We start from the raw sequence: 24,130 nt of genomic DNA, 5'->3' as shown, positions 1-24,130 counted from the left end.
CTCCGTTTTTATGAATGTTTAACAACATATAATAAAACCCTTTAGGCTTTATCCATTGCTATCAGGTTCTTAACTGCCTGGATTGTTGTGCGATACACAACATCCATATCGTGAACCTGCGGATTAGAAAGACCAGCCTTAGCTCTTTCCTGGTTAGCAACAACCAGGAGAATTGCACCAGTTCTAACCCTTAAATAATTACCAACAATAAAGAGCGTTGATGATTCCATTTCAGAGCATAAAGCTCCGCATTTAATCCATGCATCCCATTTATACAAAAGCTCAGGTCCTACAGGCTTAGTCTCTGGCTCGTGCTGACCAAAGAAAGAATCCTTACACTGTACTACACCAACATGATACTTGGCGCCATTAGCTTTAGCTCCGTCTACAAGGGCATTAACAACATCAAATGTAGCAACGGCAGGATATTCAATAGGAGCATACTCCTTGGAAGTGCCCTCTGCTCTAATGGCTCCGGATGCAATAACTACATCTCCACCAATGACATCCTGCTGCATACCACCAGATGTGCCCATGCGAATAAAGGTATCAGCGCCGGCCTTAACAAGCTCTTCAACTGCAATTGCAGTTGATGGACCGCCAATTCCGGTAGACATAACTGTTACCTTCTCGCCATCAATGGTTCCTGTATAAGTATTATATTCTCTGTTATAAGAAATAAATTTGGGATCATCAAAGAAATGTGATATAGATTCGCATCTTCCAGGATCTCCTGTAAGAAGAACGTAACGTCCTACATCACCTTTTTTAACATGAGTATGGTACTGATATCCAGCCCCTTCAGTATAATCGATCATATTAACCACCAACAAAATTCAACGAATATTATTTCTAATATTTGATTATAGAGCATATAAGCAAAAAAGTCATCTTACTTTTTTATGTAAATCTATAGGAAGTCCTGCTATTCTTTTATGTAAAACTTACAAAAGCCCGTCCATAACGTGAATTGTAATCTTGCCAGCCTCTACATCAATATTAAGAACGCAGTCTTTGATAGCTGGAATATAGACCTTCTCCCCACCGTCTATTCTATCCATCTCGTAGACATCATTGGCACCAGTCTGAATAATATCAGAAATAGTTCCAAGCTCTTTATCATCCTCATCAACTACCTTAAGGCCGATAAGATCTGCGCAGTAATATTCTCCCTTTTCAAGCTTAAGGGCATCTTTTCTATCGATAGTAAGTTCACACCCTCTAAACTTCTCAACATCATTGATGTTGTCGTACTGCTTGAACTTCACAATAACAAACTTCTTAAAGAACTTGGCACTCTGAACATCAAGCTCTATCTCTTCGCCGCGATTTGTATGAAGAGTCACCTTTTTAAGCTTTTTAAATCTCTGTGGATCCTCAGTTGTAGGAAAAACATTAACTTCACCGTGAAGTCCGTGGGTAGAAGCTATAACACCTACTTGAAATCTATCTGTCATGCTTTTCTCCTTCTTTTCTTTTTCTCAGGCTTAGGAGGATTCTCAAGAATATACTTCTCGTAAAGATCAGGTCTTCTCTCCTTAGTTCTAAGTATAGACTGTTCTAGTCTCCATTCGTCAACCTTCTTGTGATCTCCGGATAAAAGAATAGGAGGCACCTTCATGCCCATCCACTCCTCAGGTCTTGAATACTGAGGATACTCCAGAAGATTATTGGCAAAACTCTCGGTCATGGCGGACTCTTCGTTGTTAAGAACTCCCTTAACCAGACGTGAGATAGCATCTATCATTACCATGGCAGGAAGCTCCCCGCCTGTAAGGACATAATCTCCAATTGAAATATAATCTGTAACTATAGTCTCAAGAACTCTTTCATCCACGCCTTCATAGTGGCCACACAAAAAGACAAGATCATCTTCCTTGGCAAGATCAGCAGCTATGCCCTGATTAAAAACGCTGCCCTGAGGAGTTACATATATAACTCTTGGCTTCTTATTGCCCTTTTCAAGAATTCTCTCTTCAATAGACTTATAACAGTCATAAATAGGCTGAGCCTGCATAAGCATACCAGCTCCGCCGCCATATGTATAATCATCCACCTTATGGTGTTTATTGTCAGCTGAATAGTCCCTGATATTAACCACGTCAAAAGAAATATATCCCTTTTCTTCTGCTCTGCCAGTTATACTTTCCTTTAATCCTGAAAGAATCATTTCAGGGAACAATGTCATTACATGAAAATCCATAATCTCTTCATCCAAAAATAGACATAATTCTATGTCATTACAAAAGTAGCCGAATAAAGCGTATTGCCTTATTCGGCTTATAAATTGTTAATTAGACAATTTCAACATCAACCTTGATATTTTCTCTTGTGGAAGCAGCCTTAACTACAGCACGGATTGCCTTAGCAATACGACCCTGCTTACCAATAACTTTGCCCATGTCTGAAGGTGCAACATGAAGCTCGATCATAATATTGCGCCCATCTGATTTTTCAGATACAACAACTTCATCCGGATTATCCACGAGGGCTCTTGCGATTACTTCAACTAATTCTTTCATTGGTCAACCTCCGGCATTTTTTATTCAAAAAATGAATTATTTTGTGATGCCGGCCTGTCTGAATAACTTAGCAACAGACTCTGTAGGCTGAGCTCCGTTAGCGATCCACTTCTTAGCAAGCTCCTCATCAACCTTAACTGTGCTAGGATCTGTGTTAGGATCGTATGTACCGATCTCCTCGATGAACTTACCCTGTACAGGGAACTTTGAATCAGAAACGATGATTCTGTAGAAAGGAACCTTCTTCTTACCAATTCTCTTTAATCTGATCTTAACTGCCATTTTAAATTTCTCCTTTTTTATAAATAATAATTGTTATCTATATGCATAAACAATACATATCAAAATTAAAAGAACTTACCACCGCCTGGGAATCCACCGAAGCCGCCAAACTTACCAAAGCCGCCTCTCTTTCCTCCCATGAGACCTGGCATCTTCTTCATCATCTTCTGCATCTGTTCAAACTGCTTGATAAAGCGGTTAACTTCTGCAATGTCATTGCCTGATCCCTTGGCGATTCTAAATTTTCTCTGAGGAGACATCAGCTTAGGATTCTGTCTCTCCTCTGGAGTCATAGAAAGAACTATCGCTTCCATTCTTGCAAGCTGCTTCTCATCAGGGAGCTGATCATCACTGATCTTGCCCATTCCAGGAAGCATACTCATAATGGATGAAAGTCCGCCCATGTTTCTCATCTGTTTCATACTCTCGAGATACATCTCAAAATCGATCTTGCCCTTCTTCATCTTCTGGGCCATCTCTCGATCTTTTTCCTCATCTCTCTGAGCATTGGCTTCTACAGCCTTATCGATGAGACTAAGCACATCTCCCATTCCAAGGATTCTGCTGGCCATTCTATCTGGATAGAACTGCTCTAAGTCAGATAACTTCTCACCCATACCTACATAGAGGATAGGCTTACCAGTTACAGCCTTGGTTGAAAGAGCTGCACCACCTCGTGAATCACCATCCATCTTAGAAAGGATGATTCCGTCAATGCCGACCTTGTCATTAAACTCGGATGCCACATTAACAGCATCCTGACCTGTCATAGCATCAACCACAAGGAGGGTCTGATGAACGGTAACTGCTTCCTTAATATCACACAGCTCCTTCATCATCTCTTCATCTATCTGTAAACGACCTGCTGTATCAAGGAAAACCACAAGATTTCCGTTCTTATCAGCATACTCGAGTCCAGCCTTAGCAATCTCTACTGGGCTAACATCTGTGCCCATTGAGAAAAAGTCAACCTCCTGCTTCTTAGCATTGATCTCCAACTGATCAATAGCAGCAGGCCTGTAAATATCGCAGGCAACAAGAAGTGGCTTCTTGCCCTTGATCTTAAACTTACCAGCAAGCTTAGCTGCTGTAGTAGTCTTACCAGCACCCTGGAGACCACACATCATAATAACTGTCTTGCTCTTACCGGGCTGAAGTTCAATCTCTGTTGTCTCAGAGCCCATAAGAGCTGTCATCTCTTCATTAACGATCTTGATAACCATCTGAGCAGGATTAAGACCATTTAACACGTCCTCGCCAACTGCTCTTTCCTGTACAGAAGAAATGAACTGCTTAACTACCTTAAAGCTTACATCAGCCTCAAGTAAAGCCATCTTAACTTCCTTGAGTGCAGCCTTAACATCTTCCTCTGTAAGGCGGCCCTTGGATCTAAGAGACTTAAATACATTTTGTAATTTGTCTGTAAGACTTTCAAATGCCATGTATTATGTAAGCTCCTCTAAAATCTTATCTGAAATATCCTTGATTCTCTGTCTGAATTCCTCATAAGAAAGATCATCACTATTGTTGGATAACTTCTCAAGCTCCTTGGCATCACTTCTGATGGCTTCAAACCTTCTGATCATGTGGAGCTTATCCTCATAGCCCTTTAATGTACCGGTACATCTCTTTATCAGATCATGTACTCCCTGCTTGCTGATACCATGTTCATCAGCAATCTCTGTAAGAGACATGTCATTATAGACGGCAGCTTCATATATATCCTTTTGATGCTTGGTAAGAAGCTCGCCATAAAAATCATACAACAAGCCCTGCTCTACGATTTTCTCCATAAATACCTCTTTCTACAGTGCACAAAGGATATAATAGACAAAAATAATATAAGTGTCAAGTATTTTTTCTTGACACTTATATTTTCACCTCTGAAGGAAGTACTCCCAATTGATTTTTAAAGGCTCTGCTAAAAGAGGAATAGTCCTTAAAGCCACATTCTATGCAGGCTGAAGTAGCTGGCATTCCTGCAATGATAAGACTTCTCGCCTTTAGAATTCTCTTTTCAGAAATATATTGATGAATCGAATATCCAGTCTCATTTTTGAATATTCTCATCATATGATATTTGCTCATATAGAAGCTGTCCGCCAAATAATCTATAGACAGATCTTTATTAAGGTTATCTGTGATATAGGCGATGATATCTATAACTTTTCGATTGTACCTGGCCTCCGGCTTAAATCCAAAATCTTCTTTGATACATGCCTTGTTAAAAGAAATAAGAAAATTAAGGACGTCCAGTCTTACCGACAGTTCTCCGGCATATTCCTCATCCTGCCTTCTTATATCCTCCTCAATGAGCTTAAACTCATTAAAGATCGTGGCACTGACATCTCCAGGGAACCTGACCACAAAGCTCTCCAGCTCTTTTGCCTTATTGAAGCAATCCAAAAGGCCATACTTAGAAAGAAAATCATCGCTAAGATAAAGAATCATTCTCTCATAATTCTCTTTACCGGCGGTGGCTATAGGCTTATGTATAGAAAACCTGTTTACAAGCACAAAATCGAAGGGCATAAGCTGATACTCGCGCCCTTCGATTATATATTTAACATCACCTGACAGAATCAGGATTATCTTGTGAAAATCATGATAATGATAAGGAACATCAATGCTATTCTTGTCACTTATGTGAAAGAGCCTGAAATCCTCGTTAAGATAACCCTTCTGTTCGTAATCTTCTAATCTGTTCATATCAATAATCAGTCATGCATATGTTAAGATCAACGTTACCGTCGATACCATTTACAGTTCCTGTTGATGTGTACTGCCATACATTAAAATGATATGGATAATAAAGAGGTGTTCCGTAATAAGCAATCCAGATGTCGTAATCATCAACATCATAAGCATCCATAAGAAGCGTATAGGACTTAACGTTACCATAGACCATAGGTGTATAGCCTGCGTTCTTAACTGTCTCGCAGAACACCTTAACAACAGCCTCATACTCATCTGTGGTCATATTATTGGTTCTTGCTGAATCAGACTCAGCGCTCTCCACATCGATAACCACAGGATATTTAATATCATATGGCTCGATAAGATCAAGCACCATCTGGGCTTCCTCTAAAGCCTCTTCCTCATTGATAGCCTGAGAATAGAAATAAACACCTACATCAAGACCATTCTCTGTGGCGCCCTTGAGATTATCCTCATAGTAATCATCCTCAAGAAGCTTACCCTCTGTAGTTCCACGAAGACCTACTCTAACGAAAGCAAAATCAATTCCGTCAGCAGCCACCTTAGCCCAGTCAATCTTGCCCTGGAATCTGGAAACGTCAACACCAGTCTTAAAGTTGTAGGCAGTGCTATTACCTACATACTCAAGAAAGCCCTTTTCATTAAACTCGAAGTCCTCAGGACCAAATGGATGATGGTCAATATCATCTCTAATTGGGAAGAAATAATATCTGCCAGCATTAGCCACCACAAGCTGATCTGGGAAAAGAGATCTGATTGTAGCAGTTGTGCCTTCTCCAGCCTCAAGCTTTTGCTGGATAGAATCCCTTATGGACTGAGCTTCAATATCCATACCTTCCTGCGTAGCCTCTTCAACAAGCTTCTTGGCCTGAGTCTCAGTATAGTAGCCTTCTGACTCAAGAGCTTCAAGCTGACTTCTTACGGCATCTTCTTCTCTTTGAAGCGTAGCGTTCTTGATAAGAAGTATTACGCTAAAAGAAAGAGCCAAAAGAGCAACAAGACTTAAAAAGATAATAGATATGATGTTGTGGGCATTTCTAATGCCCCTGCGTTCTTTAATATCCTGGGAAGTATTTTTCATAGTTTACATTCTCTCATCAAAGTAGCTCTTATATCCTTCACCAAATATTTCACTGGCGCTAGTAACAATCATAAATGCATTTGGATCTTCATCTCTTACTATCTCCTCTGCAAGAGGTGACAGTCTCTTCTTGATGGCACACATAATAACCTTTTTCTTCTCACCACTGTATGCACCCTGAGCAAACACATGGGTTGCACCGATATCAAGCTCCTCAAGAAGTCTTGCTGTAATGATATCCGGATGATCAGAAATAATATATATAAGCTTAGCACCATCACGACCATATAACACAAAGTCTAAGGTAAGAGATGTAACCATTACTGAAATAAATGAATACAAAGCTGCAGCAACGTCACGGAATACGATACCTGCAAAAATAAGTACAAACACATCAGTCAGAATATAGAGCATACCAGTCTTGATATGTGGATACTTGATTCTCAAAAGCTTAATGATAATATCCGTTCCACCTGATGTGGCATGACACTTGAACACAAGTCCCATAGCAAGCGCTGTGACAGCACTACCTATAGTTACGCCAAGGATCTTATCCTGAATAACATAGGCTCCAAGGTACTGATCAGTAAGATTGGTGGCCCAGCCTATGATCGTAGTTGCATAAATAGTAGAAATCGTAAATCTGATACCAAACTTCCATACTGCCAAAATAAGAAGTGGAACGTTCATAAGCATGAACCAGGTACCAGTATTGATTGGAATAAGTCTGTTTAAAGCAATAGCAAGACCTGTAATTCCACCAGGTGCTATGTTGTTAGGATCAATGAGTATAGCAGTTGCAAAGCCATATAATGACGCTGCAAACGTAATGATCACATACTCTTTTAATCTCTTCTTGGCGCTAACTTTTTTTGATTCCATTTTTAAATATTTGTCCTTACAATTCTTGGCTTATAGCCGTTTTCATTAAGAGCGCTGATAATCTGCTCCTTATGCTCTGTGCCAAAGGCCTCAAGAGTGATTCTAAGCTCAACAGCTGCATTTCTGTTGATAGAAACGAACTGGTTGTGCTCAAGTTTGATCACATTACCTTTAACATCAGCGATTACTCCTGATACTCTTGAAAGCTCGCCTGGCTTATCAGGAAGAAGAACAGAAACAGTAAAGATTCTGTCTCTCATGATAAGACCCTGCTGAACTACTGATGACATGGTGATAATATCCATGTTACCGCCAGAAAGAACACAGGCAATCTTTTTATCCTTAACATCCAGCTGCTTAAGTGCTGCAACTGACAGAAGTCCGGAATTCTCAACAACCATCTTGTGATTCTCAACCATATCAAGGAAGGATACAACAAGATCTTCATCCGGTACTGTAATTATATCATCTATATTCTTGCTGATATAAGGGAAAATATGCTCACCAGGAGTCTTTACTGCAGTTCCGTCAGCAATGGTATTAACTGTAGGAAGTGTTACAACATGTCCCGCCTTGATTGACTCCTGCATACAGTTAGCTCCAGCAGGCTCAACACCTATAACCTTGATCTTAGGATTAAGGAGCTTGGCCAGTGTTGAAACACCAGTAGCAAGTCCGCCTCCTCCAATTGGAACAAGGATATAGTCTACTGTAGGAAGCTCTTTGATGATCTCCATTGCAATAGTTCCCTGACCTGTAGCAACATCCAGATCATCAAATGGGTGAACAAGTGTATAGCCATGCTCATTAGCAAGCTCTAAAGCCTTCTCATAGGCCTCATCATAAACATTACCGTGAAGAACAACCTCAGCTCCAAGCGCCTTTGTTCTATTAACCTTAATAAGTGGAGTTGATGTAGGCATTACGATAGTTGCCTTAACGCCGTAGCACTTGGCAGCATAGGCAACGCCCTGAGCATGGTTACCAGCTGATGCAGTAATCAGTCCCTTTTTGCGCTCCTCATCTGAAAGAGTTGTAATCTTGTAATAAGCGCCTCTTACCTTATAAGCTCCTGTTCTCTGGAGATTCTCAGGCTTGAGATAAACCTTATTACCTGTGGTATTGCTCCAATAATCGCTGTAAATAAGCTTAGTATCAAGCGTAACCTTTTTTACATCCTCATATGCCTCTTCAAATTTGGCAAGAGTCATCTTCTCTGCATCTGACATACCATTTCTCCTCCATATCCTGAATTGATGCTCCGCTCCCTTTATTCAAAAAGAGCTTTTACAAAATCATCGCTGTTAAATCTTTCAAGGTCATCAATACCTTCGCCCACACCGATATACTTAACCGGAATGTTGAGCTCAGATACGATTGCTACAGCAATTCCCCCTTTTGCTGTACCATCAAGCTTAGTAAGAACTATACCTGTCAGATCTGCAGCCTCCCCAAACTCTTTAGCCTGCATTAAAGCATTCTGACCAGTAGTTCCGTCAAGAACAATAAAGTTCTCTCTGCATATATTTGAAAGTTCCTTATCGATGATCCTGTTCATCTTGGCAAGCTCTTCCATAAGATTCTTCTTATTGTGAAGTCTTCCTGCCGTATCAACTATAAGAATATCGCAGTCTCTAGCTTTAAAAGCCCCAACAGCATCGTAAATAACACTGGCTGGATCTCCGCCTTCTCTGCCTGTAATGATAGGACATCCGGCTCTGTCAGCCCATTCCCTGAGCTGTTCTGTGGCAGCTGCTCTATAAGTATCTGCAGCAGCGATCAGAACCTTCTTTCCTCTGTTTTTGAAAATAGATGCCAGCTTTCCAACAGATGTGGTCTTACCTACGCCGTTGACACCAATTACAAATACAACGCTCTTGGTATCCTCAAAGTCATAGGCGTGCTCATCTGTCTTCATCTGCTCCTTGATAGACTCAATGAGAAGCTCCTTGCACTCAGCAGTATCAGAAACATGGTTCTTTTTAACCTGCTCCTTAAGATTCTCCATGATACGAGTGGTGGTGTTCACACCGATATCACCCATAATAAGAGTCTCTTCAAGCTCCTCGTAGAAATCATCATCTATCTTGGAAAAGCCACTAAAGACATTATCAATTCCTCTGGCTATATTATCTCTGGTCTTAGAAAGACCCTGCTGTAACTTGCTAAAAAATCCATTAGCCATCAGTTAGTAAGCTCCTTATCAATAAGATTAACACTGACAAGAGTAGATACACCCTTCTCCTGCATAGTAATACCGTAAAGTCTGTCAGCACTTTCCATTGTACCACGGCGGTGCGTAATTACAATAAACTGAGTGCTTGAAAGTTTGTGAAGATACTTGGCAAATCTGACAACGTTATTCTCATCAAGAGCCGCCTCGATCTCATCAAGCAGACAGAATGGTGATGGCTTAAGATTCTGAATAGCAAACAAAAGAGCTATGGCAGTCAAAGCCTTCTCTCCACCGGACATCTGCATCATGTTAACCAGCTTCTTTCCTGGTGGCTGAGCATTGATTCTGATTCCTGCTTCAAGAACATCCTCATCCTCAGCAAGTTCAAGACTTCCCTTACCGCCTCCGAACATTTCCTTAAACACCTTATCAAACTCGTTGTTGATAAGGTGGAACTGCTCAATGAACTGCTTGCGCATGGATTCATCAAGATCCTTGATGATCTCCTTAAGCTGTTTCTCAGCCTCAATAAGATCATCATGCTGAGTCTTCATGAAGGTATAACGCTCCATGAGGTTCTTGTAGTCCTCGATGGCATTGACGTTAACATCGCCCAGCTTCTTGATGGCATCCTTTAAGGAGCCGATCTCTTTTCTCATGGCTGGAACATCAGTCATCTCCTCATCTCGAAGAGCCGCTGCATCAGTCAATGTGATCTCATACTCATTCCACATATAGTTGATCTGAGCTTCTATAGCATCCTGACATCTTTCCTTCTTGGAAGTTAATCTGATAACTTCCTTCTCCAAGTCTGACATCTGCTTATTAAGCTCCTCTGTCTTACCAAAGAACTCCTTCTGAGAAAGGGACAGCTCATTTTTCTTGTCCTTCATCTCATCCAGTTCCTTTGTGGTCTCAGACTGAACATCTGAAGAAGCTTCGATAGTAAGTCTGATCTCTTCTATGTCTGATCTACTCTGGTTAAGACTTTCCTCGTTGGCCTTAAGAGAATCCATGATCTCCTCTAAAGCCTTCTCCTCAGCCTCAATATCTGCGTCGACACGATCAATGTTCTGCTGCTTAAATTCCTGCTTCTGAGCAATCTTCTCGTATTCGATATCCCACTTGGCAACGCTGTCGTTCTCTTTTTCCTCTATCTCGTGAAGGCCTTCAAGCTCCTTCTGGAACTTCTCAACCTTGGCAGCGCATTCCTTTTCAAGATTCTCAGATGCTAAAAGAGCTGCCTCTGACTCTTCCTTCTCATTGGCAATCTCAAGCATCTTGCTCTCGATCTCATCATTCTCAACCTTAAGTTCGCTGTAGTTGCCCTTTTGTTCTTCCTGACGAGCCTCCTCGTTCTGGACATTAAGTCTTGCAGTATTCTGAGCAATGAACTTGCCCTGAAGCTCAGCTCTAAGCTCCTCAGAAAGCTCACGAAGCTCATTTCTCTTAGTCTTATAGCTCTCGATCTCAAGCTTAAGACTATCAATTGTGGCCTTGTACTTCTTGACGTTAGCTTCCATGTCTTCCATTTCGCGACGTCTTCCAAGGAGATTAGAATTATTCTTAAACGCACCACCAGAAATAGCACCACCTGGTACAAGAAGTTCACCCTCAAGGGTTACCATTCTGACAGTGTACTTATACTTTCTTGCGATCTTAACCGCGTTGTCGATATTATCAACGGCCACGATTCTTCCAAGCATTGCCTTGGCAACAGCCTTGTACTTAGGATCTGTGGTAACAAGCTCATCAGCCATACCAAGAACACCTGGCTCATTAAGCGCTTCCTTAGCCTTAAGCTCTGGAGGATTATCCAGAGATGTAAGTGGCAGGAATGTAGCTCTACCAGCCTTGGTATCCTTAAGATATCTGATCATCTTCTTAGCAGTCTCTTCATCATCTGTTACGATGTTCTGAATATTTCCGCCAAGAGCCACCTCAATAGCTGTCTCATACTTGGACTCAGTCTTGATAATGTCCGCAACAACACCAATGATTCCCTTGGTATCATCCTTGCGCTCCATTACCTTCTTAACACTTCCGCCATAGCCCTCATATCGCTCAGTAAGGTTAGCAAGAGCCTCAAGTCTTGATTTCTCCTGCTGATAAAGCTCCTGCGTCTTACGAAGCTCTGTATCCTTAAGAGACATATTCTCACGGATAGATACTATCTCCTGATCAGTCTCTTTCTGGCGCTTGTTCATCTCTGAAATTTCGGCAGTTATTGCATCAAACTCATCACGGAGCTTCTTAATGGTCTCTTCCTGCTTGGATTCATCAGAGCGGGCGCTAACAAGCTTTCTTGTAAGCTCGGCCTTTCTGATATTGACCTGTTCCTTCATTGTTTCCAAAGAACTGAGCTTGGACTTGATATTAGCTCTGGTGCCAAGAGTCTCAATAATAGTACTCTTGCACTCCTCGATCTCATCATTTATATTCTGAATCTGAGTAAGGACTCCGTTAAGATTCTTCCTGGCCTCTTCTCTGTCCTTAGAAAGAGCTGATGCCTCTTCATCTATCTGAGCCTTCTCAGCAAGGTATTTATCCTTTTCCTTGTTCTTCTCAGCAATCTTCTCCTGCTCAGCCTTCATTCTGCTCTTGAAATGAGCATCGTTGTCTGTAGCAGCCTTGATCTTCTCATTAAGAATACCGATCTGGCCTTCTAACTTCTCTCTTTTTACAGAAGAATCTGTGATCTTAGCTCTTGCCTCGTCGATTCTCTTATCCAGATCCTCAAGCTCTTTTTGAATATTCTCATACTCAAGCTTGGTCTCCTCATAGCCCTTCTTGGCACCATCAAGTTCACCGGTTGCAATATCAAGATTCTTGGAAGCCTCCTCGAACTGAGCCTTCTGATTCTTGTTCTCAACAAGGAACATGTTAACATCAAGAGTCTTAAGTCTTTCTCTTCTCTTTAAGTATTCCTTGGCAACCTCAGACTGCTTCTCCAAAGGTCCGATCTGCTTCTCAAGCTCTGAAAGAATATCAGAAAGTCTTGTAAGATTGATTTTCTCCTCTTCAAGCTTCTTGATTGCAGTCTCTTTACGGGATTTAAACTTAACGATTCCGGCAGCCTCATCAAAAAGATTACGTCTGTCCTCAGGCTTACTTGAAAGGATCTGATCGATCTGACCCTGTCCGATGATGGAATAGCCCTCTTTACCGATACCAGTATCCATAAAGAGCTCATTCACATCCTTAAGTCTGCAGGCAGTACCGTTAATCATATATTCACTCTCTCCAGAACGATAGAGACGTCTGGAGACAGTTACTTCATCATAATCAATTGCAAGGGAATGATCTGAATTATCAAGTGTGATGGCAACAAAAGCATAGCCCAGAGGCTTTCTAAGCTCTGTTCCCGAGAAAATAACATCCTGCATGGATCCGCCACGCAGCTGTTTGATACGCTGTTCACCAAGAACCCATCTTACAGCATCTGCAACATTACTCTTACCAGAGCCGTTGGGTCCTACGATTCCTGTGATTCCGTTGTGGAAATCAAATTTGATCTTATTGGCAAATGACTTAAAGCCATGTATCTCAATACTTTTTAAATACATCTTAGTTCTTTTTTAATACAAGAAGAGCCTCGTAAGCCGCCTTCTGTTCAGCAGCCTTCTTGGTTTTTCCTGTCCCCTCTCCAAAAATCTTTTCACCGACATAAACGCGCGTCTTGAATATTTTATCATGTTCAGGACCACTTTCGCCACAAATTTCATATCTAATTTGTCCTAAGTTGCTACCCTGAGCAAGCTCCTGAAGTATAGACTTACTATCTGCAAACATCTGCATGCTCTCTGCATTAGTAAGGACATACTTATCTATAAAACGCTTGGATTCTTCAATTCCGCCATCAAGAAACAGCGCACCTATCACAGCTTCGCAAACATCTGAGATAATGGATTCTCTATTTCTTCCCCCTGTGGCTTCCTCGCCCTTTCCAAGCTGAATGTACTCCTTAAGGTTGATTTGTTCAGCATCAAAAGCAAGCGCTGGCTCGCAAACCAGTGATGCTCTGATCTTGGACATTTCGCCTTCCTTCTTTTCAGGATATTTCTTAAAAAGGAATTCACTGGAGACCATCTCAAGAACAGCATCTCCCAAGAACTCTAGCCTCTCGTAGTCCTCTTTTTTATTGATCTTCTGCTCATTGACAAAAGAGCTATGAGTAAGAGCCTGGATCAGCAGATCCACGTTTTTAAAGGTATATCCGATTTTACTTTGAAATTCATTAAGCTTTTCTGTGCTAAGCATAATAACCTCATCTAAGAATTAAAATTGTTGTGGTATTAGAAAGAAAAAAGAGGCAGAAATGAATGCTGCCTCTTTTGACAAAGTCGAAAATTATTTACCAGAAACTGCTGTCTTAAGAAGCTCTACAGCCTCTCCTACTGTTGTAATTTTCTCAGTCTTCTCAGGATCAATCTGAACATCGAATTCATCCTCAAGACCCATGATAATCTGGAAAAGATCAAGCGAATCAGCTCCAAGATCCTCTGTAAATGTTGTATCCATTGTGATCTCCTCAGGATCTACATTAAGTACATTCGCAATTACTTCTTTCATCTTTTCAAATTCCATAATAACCTTCCTTTACTGTAATCCAGTATTTAAATAATATTTTGCAACGATCAAACCTCTTGAGAGAGCTTCTCGCTGATCTTCTTGCTTATCTCCATTTCCTTAAATGCAATACACTGCATAATGGAGTTCTTAACCTCAATATCATTGGCACTTCCATGAGTCTTAACAACCAGTCCCTTAAGTCCTAACATAGGAGCTCCGCCGTACTTCTCCATACTGTAATCGGAAAGAGATTTCTTAAGGTCGTTCTTAATAAGAAGCGCACCAATCTTAGTCTTAAAGCTTGAAAGCATGCTCTTCTTGATGACATGCATCATAGACTTGGCAACACCTTCATACATTTTGAGAATTACATTTCCTGTAAAGGCCTCACAGACAATAACATCTGCATATCCGGCAGGAATATCCCTGGCCTCAATACTTCCAATGAAATTGATGTCAGGACAATTCTTAAGAAGTGGGAATGTCTCCTTAACAAGAGCATTGCCCTTCTCCTCCTCAGCGCCAATGTTAACTATGGCAACTGTAGGATTCTTGATGCCCATGATGTTCTCCATATAAACGGTTCCCATCTTGGCAAACTGAACCAGATGATTGGATCTGGCATCCACGTTGGCTCCGCAGTCGATCAAAAGAGAATTACCCTTCTCGGTAGGAATAAGTGGAGCAAGAGGTGCTCTGTCAACACCCTTAAGTCTTCCAACAATTACCTGACCACCTACAAGAGTAGCTCCAGTACTGCCTGCAGATACATAGGCATCTGCTTCGCCATGATTCACCATATACATAGCCTTAACAATGGATGAATCCTTCTTTTTCCTAATAGCCATAACAGGTGGCTCTGCCATCTCGATCTCCTCAGTTGCATTAACAACCTCGATACGATCCTTGTCATAGCTGTACTTATTAAGTTCACTCTTTACAACGTCTTCCTTACCTACAAGGAAAACCTTAAGCTGAGAGCTCTCGTTAACGGCATCAACTGCACCCTTAACTGTAACAAAAGGCGCGTTATCACCGCCCATAGCATCTACAGCAACTCTGACTAAATCAGACATGTACGCATCCCCCTAGTCTTTTCTTAAAAACCCTATTTATAGATGATACTAAAGTGATAATCAAAAATCAAGGCTTTCCAACATAGTTGGAAAGCCCTAAAATTTCTGCATACATGAGGTTATACTAACCTAATTAAGCATCAACTTCAACGATGCTCTTCTTATTGTAATAGCCGCACTTCTTGCAAGCCATGTGAGGCTGCATAAGAGCGCCGCAATGACTACACTTAACCAAAGTTGGAGCTGTCATTTTCCAGTTAGCTCTTCTCTGATCTCTGTGGCCTTTTGATGATTTATTCTTTGGGCAGATTGACATGAGTAACACCTCCTTACAGTAACCGTATAAGAAACTGCCTTATTTGCAAGGCAATTATTTACGTTTATTCATTAGCATACCTATGTAGTATATCCATAACAAATGTCTTTGTCAACAATTTTTTCAGTAAAATACAACTATTCATTAAAAAATTAGTTCTTTTAACCCTTATCTGTTGCAATTCTGTGAGTATTTCTTAGGGGAAATACCTACAGATTTAGTAAAGGCCTTAAGGAAATTACTATAATCCGAGAATCCGCATCGCTCGCAAACTTCGCTCACACCAATACCCTCTGCTAATAAAGACTTGGCTATAGAAATTCTTCTTGCTGTCATGTACTTATTAATAGTTGTTCCTGTGGCAGACTTAAATATCCTGCAGATATAAGACTCGCTGATATAGAACTGCTTGGCAAGGTCTCCAATACTGATAGGATACTGAATATTGTTATTAAGATAAGAAAGAATCGCATCCACCTGTTCATTATAAGTGGCGGCCTTATCTGTAACCTTGTCTGTGTTCTTATCTATTATTATCTGGTTGATCATAACGAAAAGCTCAGTAAAGGTAGCTCTTTCTAACAGATCATGACCATAACCATTGCTGGTAAGAATCTTGTTAATAAAGTAAAGGAACCTACTCTGCTGATCTCCAGACAATGAAAGCTTATGGGAGAACTTATCTCCTCTATCTCTAAAGCAAGCATCCAGATTGGTCTCGCTGCTGGAAATGCCTCTCATGAAATCAGGATCTATCATAATGACAATTCTCTCATGAAGCTCTTTATCAATCTGAGTAAGATAATGAGAATCGTACTGATTGATAAGGAAAAGATCTCCTGGCTTAATATCATAAACCTTATTATCTATAAGGAACTGCTTACCACCTGAAATCGAAAAATAAACCTCATAGCAATCGTGAATGTGCATTTCCATAGCCTTCTCATCCTTATATAAATGAGCAATGCTGAAATACTTATTTTCAATGCTTGATGCCATCGCTTCCTTGCATGAATTTAACTCTTTCACCCCAATATCCTCCTATATGCGTCCTTGGCGCAACAATTATTATCATAAGGTATCACTTCATAATTTTCAAGTTTTTATTAGGTTTACATTGTAAAAATAGTATATTCTGATAATAAAATATCAATCAAAAAACAGCCACATCATTCCTTAGGAACAACGTGGCTGTCTAACACACTTATTTATTTGTAAAAAGATATTACTTACAAAGCTCGAAAGTATCTCTTGCGATAGCCAGCTCCTCATTAGTAGGAACTACCAAGAGCTTAACCTTTGACTCAGGAGTTGAGATGAACTTCTCCTCGCCGCGAACCTTGTTAGCATCGTTATCAAGAACCGCTCCAATAAATGAAAGCTTGTCGCAGATAAGCTTACGAACAAAGCCACTGTTCTCACCAACACCTGCTGTAAAGCAGATAGCGTCAACAGATCCCATAGCAGCTGTGTATGCGCCGATATACTTAACTACGCGGTAAACAAAAGCGTCAACTGCACGGATTGCACCAGCATGACCATTGTTGTAACCGTCCTCAAGATCTCTAAAGTCTGATGAAAGCTCATCTGAAAGACCAAACACACCTGACTTCTTGTTAAGAAAGTTAGTTACATCTGCTACTGTAGAATTCTCTTTCTTCATAACGAACTCAACAACAGATGGATCGATATCACCTGTTCTTGTGCCCATGATAAGGCCCTCAAGTGGAGTAAGACCCATAGAAGTATCAACGCACTGTCCGCCCTTAACTGCTGAGATTGAAGCACCGTTTCCAAGGTGACAAACAATAAGGTTAAGGTCCTTAGCGTCCTTTCCAAGGATTTCTACAGCTCTTTTGCTAACATATGAATGGCTTGTGCCGTGGAAGCCGTATCTGCGGATGCCGTACTTCTCATAGTATGAATATGGAAGACCATAAAGATAAGCATTCTGAGGCATTGTCTGATGGAAAGCTGTATCAAATACTGCAACCATAGGAACTCCTGGCATTACCTTCTGGCAAGCTCTGATTCCGATAAGGTTAGCTGGATTATGTAAAGGAGCAAGGTCGCTAACTTCCTCAATAGCCTTGATAACCTCTTCGTTGATAACAACTGACTTAGTGAACTTCTCACCGCCGTGAACGATACGATGTCCAACAGCGCCGATCTCAGAAAGCTCAACAACACCATTTTCCTTATTGGTAAGAGCCTCGATGACAAGCTCGATAGCTCTGTTGTGATCTGGCATAGGAGTTACATTAGTTATCTTATCCTTGCCTTCTGGTGTGTAGCTGATCTGGCTTCCATCAATTCCAATTCTCTCGCAAAGACCCTTGCAGATAACTGCCTCTGAATCTGAATCGATGAGCTGGAACTTTAGTGAAGAACTTCCACAATTGATAACAAGAATTTTCATGATAAACCTCTTTTCGTTAATTAATTCTGATTATAAAGCATATTCACAAACATGCTTCATTGCTTTATTATAAATATGACACTGGTGTAATAAAGAAGAATACAGCAAATGTGTATGATACCACATTTTGGCAATCTATGAAATACACCATTAATATTGTAACATTGACTATTTTTATGGCAAGTGCAAATGTTGCACAAAAGTATGCCATTTTTGAAAGTGCTTACAAATCATGAAAACTATCGGAATCATCGCGGAATTTAATCCATTTCACAACGGCCATTCATATCTTATTGAACAGTGTAAAAAAGATCTGAATGCCGATTTTTGTGTTGTAGTAATGAGCGGTGATTTCGTTCAGAGGGGCGCTCCAGCCATCATAGACAAATTCACCAGAACCAGAATGGCCCTCTCCTGCGGAGCTGACCTTGTTATTGAGCTTCCAATCTACTATTCAACTGGAAGTGCTGAATTCTTTGCAAGTGGCGCCGTTTCTATTCTTGATAAGCTTGGCGTAGTTGACTATCTGTGTTTTGGCAGTGAATGTGGTGATGTTGCTGCCCTTTCAGAGATTGCAGATATTCTTGCATCTGAGCCTCAGGAATTTAAGGATGCTTTGGCAAAAGAGCTAAGAAATGGAGCAAGCTTTCCAAAGGCCAGGCAGAATGCACTTATGGCCACAGTTCCTTCCCTTAGCGCCGGAAATGCTATAAGTGATATCATGGCAAGTCCAAATAACATCCTTGGAATTGAATATCTAAAGGCATTGAAGCTCGCCAATAGCTCTATTAAGCCTTATACCATCACAAGAGCTGGCGAAGGTTACCATTCTGATGCCCTCAATGAGCTTTCCAGTGCTTCTGCCATTAGAGAAGCTATGCTCTCTGGCAAGGATATAAGCGGATCTATTCCAGAAGCTGCACACAGAATACTTGTAGAGTCTAACAGTAATATCGAGCATGATAACTCTTGCAATAATAGCCACGAGTCATCAGATACTGTATCAAAACCGTTTGCTACTACAAATGATTTTTCACAACTTCTGTTATATAAGCTTTTATCTGAAAGCAGCGTTGATGTATTATCCAAATACCTTGATGTAAGTAGCGATCTTGCTCAGAAAATCCTGAACAACGTTAGCTCTTTTACCACATTTGATGAGTTCGCCATGGCACTTAAATCCAAGGACCTGTCCTATGCCCGCATCAGCAGAAGCCTTATTCACATCCTACTTGGCATAACTGATGCTCATATGGAAGCATATAAATACGACGATTACACCGCTTATGCAAGAGTTCTTGGACTTAAGAAGTCTTCTTCCAAGCTTCTATCCAGCGCTCATGAGGCGTCATCTATTCCTATCATAGACAGACTTAAGGACTCAGAAAAACTCTTAAGTCCTCTTCAAATGTCTCTTTTAGATGAAACCCTCTATGCCAGCAAGGTCTACAGCCTGGCTACAAAGGGCACCTACCTTGATGAGTATAAGCTTAAGCAGATAGTTGATTAAAATACAACAATAATAATCCCCCGACTACTTTTCATAGTTCGGGGGATTTATTCATTAGATATATTCTAGTAGTTCTCTGGACATCTCCTCTGCCATCTCTTCTTTCTATATACTAACAGATTTGGCCTTATTGTGATAGAATCGAAGCTACAGAGTTTTATGCGGAGGTTTACTTATATGAAAAGCGAAAAGAACAGCAAAGTATACAAAATCTTTATTATTCTACCAGTAGCTCTGTTCGTATTAAGCATGCAATTATTTATTATATCAGCAATTCTAGAAGCTCCAACTTCCCGTGGAGCTATATATAGTCTCTGCTCTACCTTTGCACTAATAAGCTTCGCTCTTAGTGTCTTTCCAGGAATAATACTGACCATTGTTGGCACCATATTGGCAGCAATAGCCAAGAACATTAAATTCTTAATTCTTGGCATAATCGAAATCCTTGCAGCCGCAGGTGGAATCTTCTTTATTTGGTATCTAATATTTATCGTTAGCCCAGGCGTATAGTGGCTACCCACAATCCCCCATTGATGAGCAAGAATTAACGTGATATCATTAATATGTATACACAAAATGGTGGCATTTGATGTTTCTTTCTGGAGGGATCTATGGGACTTCTCAAACTTGAAAAAGGTCAAATTCTTCACAAATCAGCAGCCGATACCGTTAGCACCATCGAAGTCCTTGTAAAAGGCCGTCTTAAAATTTCCAACCAATATTCATCAATCGAATTATCAGTAGGTGGTTTTGTAGGCATCGTTGAAAAGCCAGGCAAACCCTACATTTATACCTATGAGGCCCTGGAAGAATCAGCCGTTTACTCCTATCCCTTTGAAACCGTTGACGACATTCCAAATGTAGTCCGCTCCAACCCTAAGATTGCTGCCATCCTTGCATCCCAGAGTACAGAAACTGCTTATAAATGCGTAGACGTGTTTGAGCAGGAATATGAAGAAGCCCTGGAAGAATACGAAGGAATAAAATCAGATTATGCCAACTATCCTAATCTGTGTCTTAAGGTGGGTGAAACTCCCAAGACCTTCCCTGAAATAGACAACCTCATTCCTCCTGAAAAAGGCGGCAAGGTTCCTGAATGGTCCCTTACCTTTGTTAAGGCCCTTAAGGAAAGTGAAGCCCATCTAAAAAAGGTCTTTTACCCATTAAATATCGACATCGCAGTAGGTATGGTCATGACCACCTACACCATATATAACATTATCTCAGAGCAGTCCCAGCTCCTGGCTGAGTACAGAAAAGCTCTGACTTCCCAGTGCGCATCCTTCAACTCCACCATGAAGGTTATTAAAGCCAAGATTCATGACCAGGAGCGCATGGAAGAAGGCGGCGAAGCTGTGGTAACTGTAGTAAATGCCCTGGATACTATCCTTCTGTACTCCGGCGTATCTACAGAGATTGCCACTAAGTTCCAGGATCAGATAAAAGAGTTTAAGGCTAACGATAACAGATATGACTCCTCTGATGAATGCAGAGCCTTAAGGCGTAATATAGGAACAACCTACTATGAAGTATTTACCCCAGCCTTTTTAAAGAGTCTGACAGATCCTAATGTACCAATTGAAGTAAAGATGTTCTTTATGTTCGGCTTTGTAGATGAAGAGCTGGCCGGCGAGAAGAACACCTCTATCCTCTACAATATGGCTAAAGCCTATACTCCAGACCCAGAAGGCAAGACTCTTTTAATTTATGAGTGGCTCATCAAGATCTATAACCTCGAGGTGGAACCTTCGAGAAACGAATTTGATCAGGACTGGCCTACATACCTTAGAGACCAAAAGGTAAGCGGTAATCTTAACCAGGCTCAGGTTGATGCCATGACCGATGACCCTAAGAGCAGACTGGACTTCGAGGTTCATAATCTCTTTGCCCTTGGTAATAGAATGACCTTTGGTCGTATCTCATCCTTTGTTCCAGTATTTGATTCTCAAAACGTTCTTAAGCCTCTTGATATGGCTTACCTTAATTGGAACAAGATTAATGAGTATTACAGCATGATCAAGGCTGTTGACTACGGTGTATTCTGCAGATCCGCCGTGTTCTCAAATCCTGAGATCGGCATTAACCAGATTCACTACGCAGATGACATCAATCCATACATGATCCTGATGCCTAACGTAGGAAGCAGAGCTTCCCTGTGGCAGGAAATTGAAGGTAAAAAGAGAAGCACCCCTGCCAGAATGGTTGTTTCTATCTTTAATACTGAGAACACCGAAGAATGCATGGTTAAGCTCTTTGGCGAATTCAGATGGGAAATGTGTAAGACTGAGCAGGGCGTTCACTGGAATGATGTAACGGATCCTTCCCTTACATCCATGTACTGCGATTATCTGCAGTTCTACAAGAAGAATCCTGCCCTTTCAACGGACAATAAAGAAAAGCTTAAGACAGACCTTAAGAAGTATTCCAACAACTATAAGAACGTATTTATCGCTGACTACCTTGCCTACGTTAAGTTCGAGGCAGCAAGCTCTCCAAGACTTAACAAAGTTGCCAGGGAGATTATCTTTACCTTCTGTCCTTTTGCAAAAGAGCTAAGAGAAAAGATTGGGGATAATCCGCAGTATACAGAGCTTATCAATCACTACAACACAAGGATTGCCAATCAGATCAAGCCTCTTACAAATGTGGTACATAAGCTTAAGAAGGAAGATATTCCTATCCCAGAGCCACTATCAAGGCAGATTGCACATTTGCAGAAGTAAAAGATAATACAAAACGCATAATATCATTAACGAAAATAAATACATAAACTGAAAACAAAAAATCCCATGCCAACTGGCATGGGATTTGTATTTTACATCTTTAATCTATATTCAGATTAGTCGTTGTACTTAGCAAAGCCCTCATAGAGCTTATCAAGTTCTGCAAGGTCTGTAGTAGCGCATGTGTAAGCTGATACATAGCTGCCCTTGATGATGTACATCTGTCTCTGGTAAAGCTGAACACCGTTCATTTCCATAGACATGTTAGCAACGTAGTGAGTCTCACCCATGATCTCCATCTCTTCTGTTGAAACCTCAACGTTCTGATACATCTGCTCAAGTGTTGGCATAGCCTGCTCGATAGACATATCTACAAGAGTCTTCTCAGAAAGAAGTGAACCAAAAACGTTAAGTGAAGACATAGTTACGTTGAATGTCTTTGTGTTATCTGCATTTAAAGCATAAGCAACGATAACAGTCTGACCATTATCAAGCTGAGACTTTGTAGCCTCATCATCAACCAGGTCTGACATAGCGCCTGAAAGAAGAGCAAGCTCATCCTCAGTAGCAAATCTCATATCGTCCTGAATTGTGTATGTAACATCAAAGAACATGTTCTCATAGACATTACCGTTGATAACACCTGATGTGAACTCAGAATCATCAACCTCTTCCTCAGATACTTCTTTTGCTTCTTCCTCTGAATCAGCCTCGTCAGCTTCTTCTGTTGTCTCTTCAACTGACTCTTCTACACTTGACTCTTCTACACTTGACTCGTTTGTTGCTGGCTCGATTTCCTTTGTTGATCCACATGCTACTGAAGCAATAGCAAGTGAAGCCATAAGCATGATTGCTACGATTTTCTTCTTCATAATAAAATTCTCCTCATTTGACTGTTAACAAAAAATGTTAACAAATTGGTAAAAAATAACAACTTACCAAATATATCAAATAAGGAGATAAAATTCAAGTTTATATTTCCATATGATGGAATCAGGCTTTAGCGTACTTTGCCTCAAGTCCCTCTATATATTCCCTTGCTGCAACAGCATTTGAAGGAACTGTGTCCTCCAAAGTAGCATGAATAAAGGGCTTTCTCTCGCAGGCGAACTTGATAACGCTTGAAAGATCAATGTCTCCCATTCCACAGGCAAAACTCTTTACCGCATTATCCTCAAGGCATCCGCCCTTTAAGTGGAGCATGCATACATCCTTGCCAAGAAGATCAATTGCCTCCTGGAATACCTCTTCCCTGCGATCATAGTTATCAGTCCAAAGAAGATTCACAGGGTCAAAGATTATCTGAAGGTTAGGTGACTCAATCCTGTCAAGAACCTCTCTGGCTCTCTTAGGATCATATACTATATGTCTGTAAACAGGCTCAATAGCTACAATTACGCCCATCTTCTCTGCATACTGAACTACAGGCTTAAGATTAGTTATGAAAGAATCCAAAGCCTCCTTGGAATGGCAGGCCTCCTTGTCATAATGGTAATCCACGTTAGGAGCCCCAGTCTCTGTTCCTACCATGCCTGCTCCCATAAGAGATGCAAAGCGGATATGAGCCATATACTTATCCTGAGTGGCCTTAAGCGCCGCCTGATCAGGAGTTGCCAGATTAAGATAGCATCCAAGAACAGCCACATCAAGATCTGCTCTTCTAAAGGCATCTCTCATATACATGGCATAACCTGGGGTCAGCGCCTCTGTATCTGCTGTAAAGCCCTTAACCTTAGAAAGAGCGATATGGGTACAGCTAAAGCCCTGTCTCTTTATTTCCTGAAGTCTTTCCTCAAAAGGAAGCTCCACAGTATCATGAAATCTAATTCCTATCTGCATCAGTAATCCCTCTT

Annotated in this window: 24 protein-coding genes; 3 read left to right on the top strand and 21 right to left on the bottom strand. The window is 40.9% G+C overall.

The features are described 5' to 3' along the window. Nucleotides 1–41: 41 nt before the first annotated feature. The 19 genes from udp to T541_RS0101965 form a co-directional block, all read right to left on the bottom strand. Nucleotides 42–818, bottom strand: a complete 777-nt coding sequence (gene udp, locus T541_RS0102055) for a uridine phosphorylase (protein WP_197025107.1) — start codon at nucleotides 816–818, stop codon at nucleotides 42–44. Nucleotides 819–944: 126 nt separating this feature from the next. Continuing rightward, nucleotides 945–1,457, bottom strand: coding sequence for a ribosome maturation factor RimM (rimM, locus tag T541_RS0102050; RefSeq protein ID WP_026651120.1), 513 nt, complete (start codon nucleotides 1,455–1,457; stop codon nucleotides 945–947). After that, the gene (trmD, locus tag T541_RS0102045; protein WP_026651119.1) at nucleotides 1,454–2,203 is read right to left on the bottom strand and encodes a tRNA (guanosine(37)-N1)-methyltransferase TrmD; all 750 of its coding nucleotides are present in this window, start codon (nucleotides 2,201–2,203) and stop codon (nucleotides 1,454–1,456) included. The genes rimM and trmD overlap by 4 nt, the downstream gene beginning before the upstream one ends. Nucleotides 2,204–2,294: 91 nt before the next feature. Then, nucleotides 2,295–2,522: a KH domain-containing protein gene (locus T541_RS0102040; protein WP_026651118.1), complete on the bottom strand. Its 228-nt coding sequence runs from the start codon at nucleotides 2,520–2,522 to the stop codon at nucleotides 2,295–2,297. Nucleotides 2,523–2,558: 36 nt separating this feature from the next. Beyond that, nucleotides 2,559–2,804, bottom strand: a complete 246-nt coding sequence (gene rpsP / locus T541_RS0102035) for a 30S ribosomal protein S16 (protein ID WP_026651117.1) — start codon at nucleotides 2,802–2,804, stop codon at nucleotides 2,559–2,561. A gap of 65 nt (nucleotides 2,805–2,869) precedes the next feature. Then, the gene (gene ffh / locus T541_RS0102030) at nucleotides 2,870–4,246 is read right to left on the bottom strand and encodes a signal recognition particle protein (RefSeq protein WP_026651116.1); all 1,377 of its coding nucleotides are present in this window, start codon (nucleotides 4,244–4,246) and stop codon (nucleotides 2,870–2,872) included. A 3-nt stretch (nucleotides 4,247–4,249) separates the two neighbouring features. Further along, nucleotides 4,250–4,597, bottom strand: coding sequence for a YlxM family DNA-binding protein (gene ylxM / locus T541_RS0102025; RefSeq protein WP_026651115.1), 348 nt, complete (start codon nucleotides 4,595–4,597; stop codon nucleotides 4,250–4,252). 76 nt (nucleotides 4,598–4,673) lie between these two features. After that, nucleotides 4,674–5,513 (bottom strand): AraC family transcriptional regulator, encoded by an 840-nt coding sequence (locus T541_RS0102020; protein ID WP_034465721.1) that lies wholly within the window; start codon nucleotides 5,511–5,513, stop codon nucleotides 4,674–4,676. 1 nt (nucleotide 5,514) lies between these two features. Then, nucleotides 5,515–6,603 carry a glycoside hydrolase family 25 protein gene (locus tag T541_RS20475; RefSeq protein WP_051538045.1) on the bottom strand — a complete coding sequence of 363 codons (1,089 nt, stop codon included), beginning with the start codon at nucleotides 6,601–6,603 and terminating at the stop codon, nucleotides 5,515–5,517. 3 nt (nucleotides 6,604–6,606) lie between these two features. Next, nucleotides 6,607–7,485, bottom strand: a complete 879-nt coding sequence (locus tag T541_RS0102010) for a YitT family protein (protein ID WP_026651113.1) — start codon at nucleotides 7,483–7,485, stop codon at nucleotides 6,607–6,609. 2 nt (nucleotides 7,486–7,487) lie between these two features. After that, nucleotides 7,488–8,714, bottom strand: coding sequence for a threonine ammonia-lyase (gene ilvA / locus T541_RS0102005; RefSeq protein WP_026651112.1), 1,227 nt, complete (start codon nucleotides 8,712–8,714; stop codon nucleotides 7,488–7,490). A 41-nt stretch (nucleotides 8,715–8,755) separates the two neighbouring features. Beyond that, nucleotides 8,756–9,670, bottom strand: a complete 915-nt coding sequence (gene ftsY / locus T541_RS0102000) for a signal recognition particle-docking protein FtsY (protein ID WP_026651111.1) — start codon at nucleotides 9,668–9,670, stop codon at nucleotides 8,756–8,758. Further along, nucleotides 9,670–13,227, bottom strand: coding sequence for a chromosome segregation protein SMC (smc, locus tag T541_RS0101995; protein WP_026651110.1), 3,558 nt, complete (start codon nucleotides 13,225–13,227; stop codon nucleotides 9,670–9,672). The genes ftsY and smc overlap by 1 nt, the downstream gene beginning before the upstream one ends. 1 nt (nucleotide 13,228) lies before the next feature. After that, entirely contained in the window at nucleotides 13,229–13,921 is a 693-nt protein-coding gene (gene rnc, locus T541_RS0101990; protein ID WP_026651109.1) for a ribonuclease III, read from the bottom strand. A gap of 90 nt (nucleotides 13,922–14,011) precedes the next feature. Further along, nucleotides 14,012–14,248, bottom strand: a complete 237-nt coding sequence (gene acpP / locus T541_RS0101985) for an acyl carrier protein (protein WP_026651108.1) — start codon at nucleotides 14,246–14,248, stop codon at nucleotides 14,012–14,014. Nucleotides 14,249–14,298: 50 nt separating this feature from the next. Next, entirely contained in the window at nucleotides 14,299–15,309 is a 1,011-nt protein-coding gene (gene plsX / locus T541_RS0101980) for a phosphate acyltransferase PlsX (protein ID WP_026651107.1), read from the bottom strand. Nucleotides 15,310–15,442: 133 nt separating this feature from the next. Next, complete coding sequence (gene rpmF, locus T541_RS0101975) at nucleotides 15,443–15,625, bottom strand: 50S ribosomal protein L32 (RefSeq protein WP_022777229.1); 183 nt, start codon at nucleotides 15,623–15,625, stop codon at nucleotides 15,443–15,445. Nucleotides 15,626–15,793: 168 nt separating this feature from the next. Then, nucleotides 15,794–16,654 carry an AraC family transcriptional regulator gene (locus tag T541_RS0101970; RefSeq protein WP_026651106.1) on the bottom strand — a complete coding sequence of 287 codons (861 nt, stop codon included), beginning with the start codon at nucleotides 16,652–16,654 and terminating at the stop codon, nucleotides 15,794–15,796. A 196-nt stretch (nucleotides 16,655–16,850) separates the two neighbouring features. Further along, complete coding sequence (locus T541_RS0101965; RefSeq protein WP_026651105.1) at nucleotides 16,851–18,044, bottom strand: acetate/propionate family kinase; 1,194 nt, start codon at nucleotides 18,042–18,044, stop codon at nucleotides 16,851–16,853. 232 nt (nucleotides 18,045–18,276) lie between these two features. On the opposite strand from T541_RS0101965, the gene T541_RS0101960 reads away from it, so the two are divergent. The 3 genes from T541_RS0101960 (at nucleotide 18,277) to T541_RS0101950 (ending at nucleotide 22,277) form a co-directional block, all read left to right on the top strand. Further along, nucleotides 18,277–19,554 (top strand): nucleotidyltransferase, encoded by a 1,278-nt coding sequence (locus T541_RS0101960; protein WP_026651104.1) that lies wholly within the window; start codon nucleotides 18,277–18,279, stop codon nucleotides 19,552–19,554. A 177-nt stretch (nucleotides 19,555–19,731) separates the two neighbouring features. Beyond that, nucleotides 19,732–20,064, top strand: coding sequence for a hypothetical protein (locus T541_RS0101955; protein ID WP_026651103.1), 333 nt, complete (start codon nucleotides 19,732–19,734; stop codon nucleotides 20,062–20,064). A 101-nt stretch (nucleotides 20,065–20,165) separates the two neighbouring features. Next, nucleotides 20,166–22,277 (top strand): hypothetical protein, encoded by a 2,112-nt coding sequence (locus T541_RS0101950; RefSeq protein ID WP_026651102.1) that lies wholly within the window; start codon nucleotides 20,166–20,168, stop codon nucleotides 22,275–22,277. 116 nt (nucleotides 22,278–22,393) lie between these two features. Here T541_RS0101950 and T541_RS0101945 read toward each other — a convergent pair whose 3' ends face one another. After that, nucleotides 22,394–23,149, bottom strand: coding sequence for a hypothetical protein (locus T541_RS0101945; protein WP_026651101.1), 756 nt, complete (start codon nucleotides 23,147–23,149; stop codon nucleotides 22,394–22,396). A gap of 121 nt (nucleotides 23,150–23,270) precedes the next feature. Further along, nucleotides 23,271–24,116, bottom strand: coding sequence for a sugar phosphate isomerase/epimerase family protein (locus T541_RS0101940; protein WP_026651100.1), 846 nt, complete (start codon nucleotides 24,114–24,116; stop codon nucleotides 23,271–23,273). Nucleotides 24,117–24,130: the final 14 nt, after the last annotated feature.

Source organism: Butyrivibrio proteoclasticus P6B7, from assembly GCF_000622085.1.
In the GTDB taxonomy this organism is placed as follows: Bacteria; Bacillota; Clostridia; order Lachnospirales; family Lachnospiraceae; genus Butyrivibrio; species Butyrivibrio proteoclasticus_A.
Note: the sequence above shows the minus strand (reverse complement) of the source record. Positions and strands in the feature narration are given on the sequence as shown.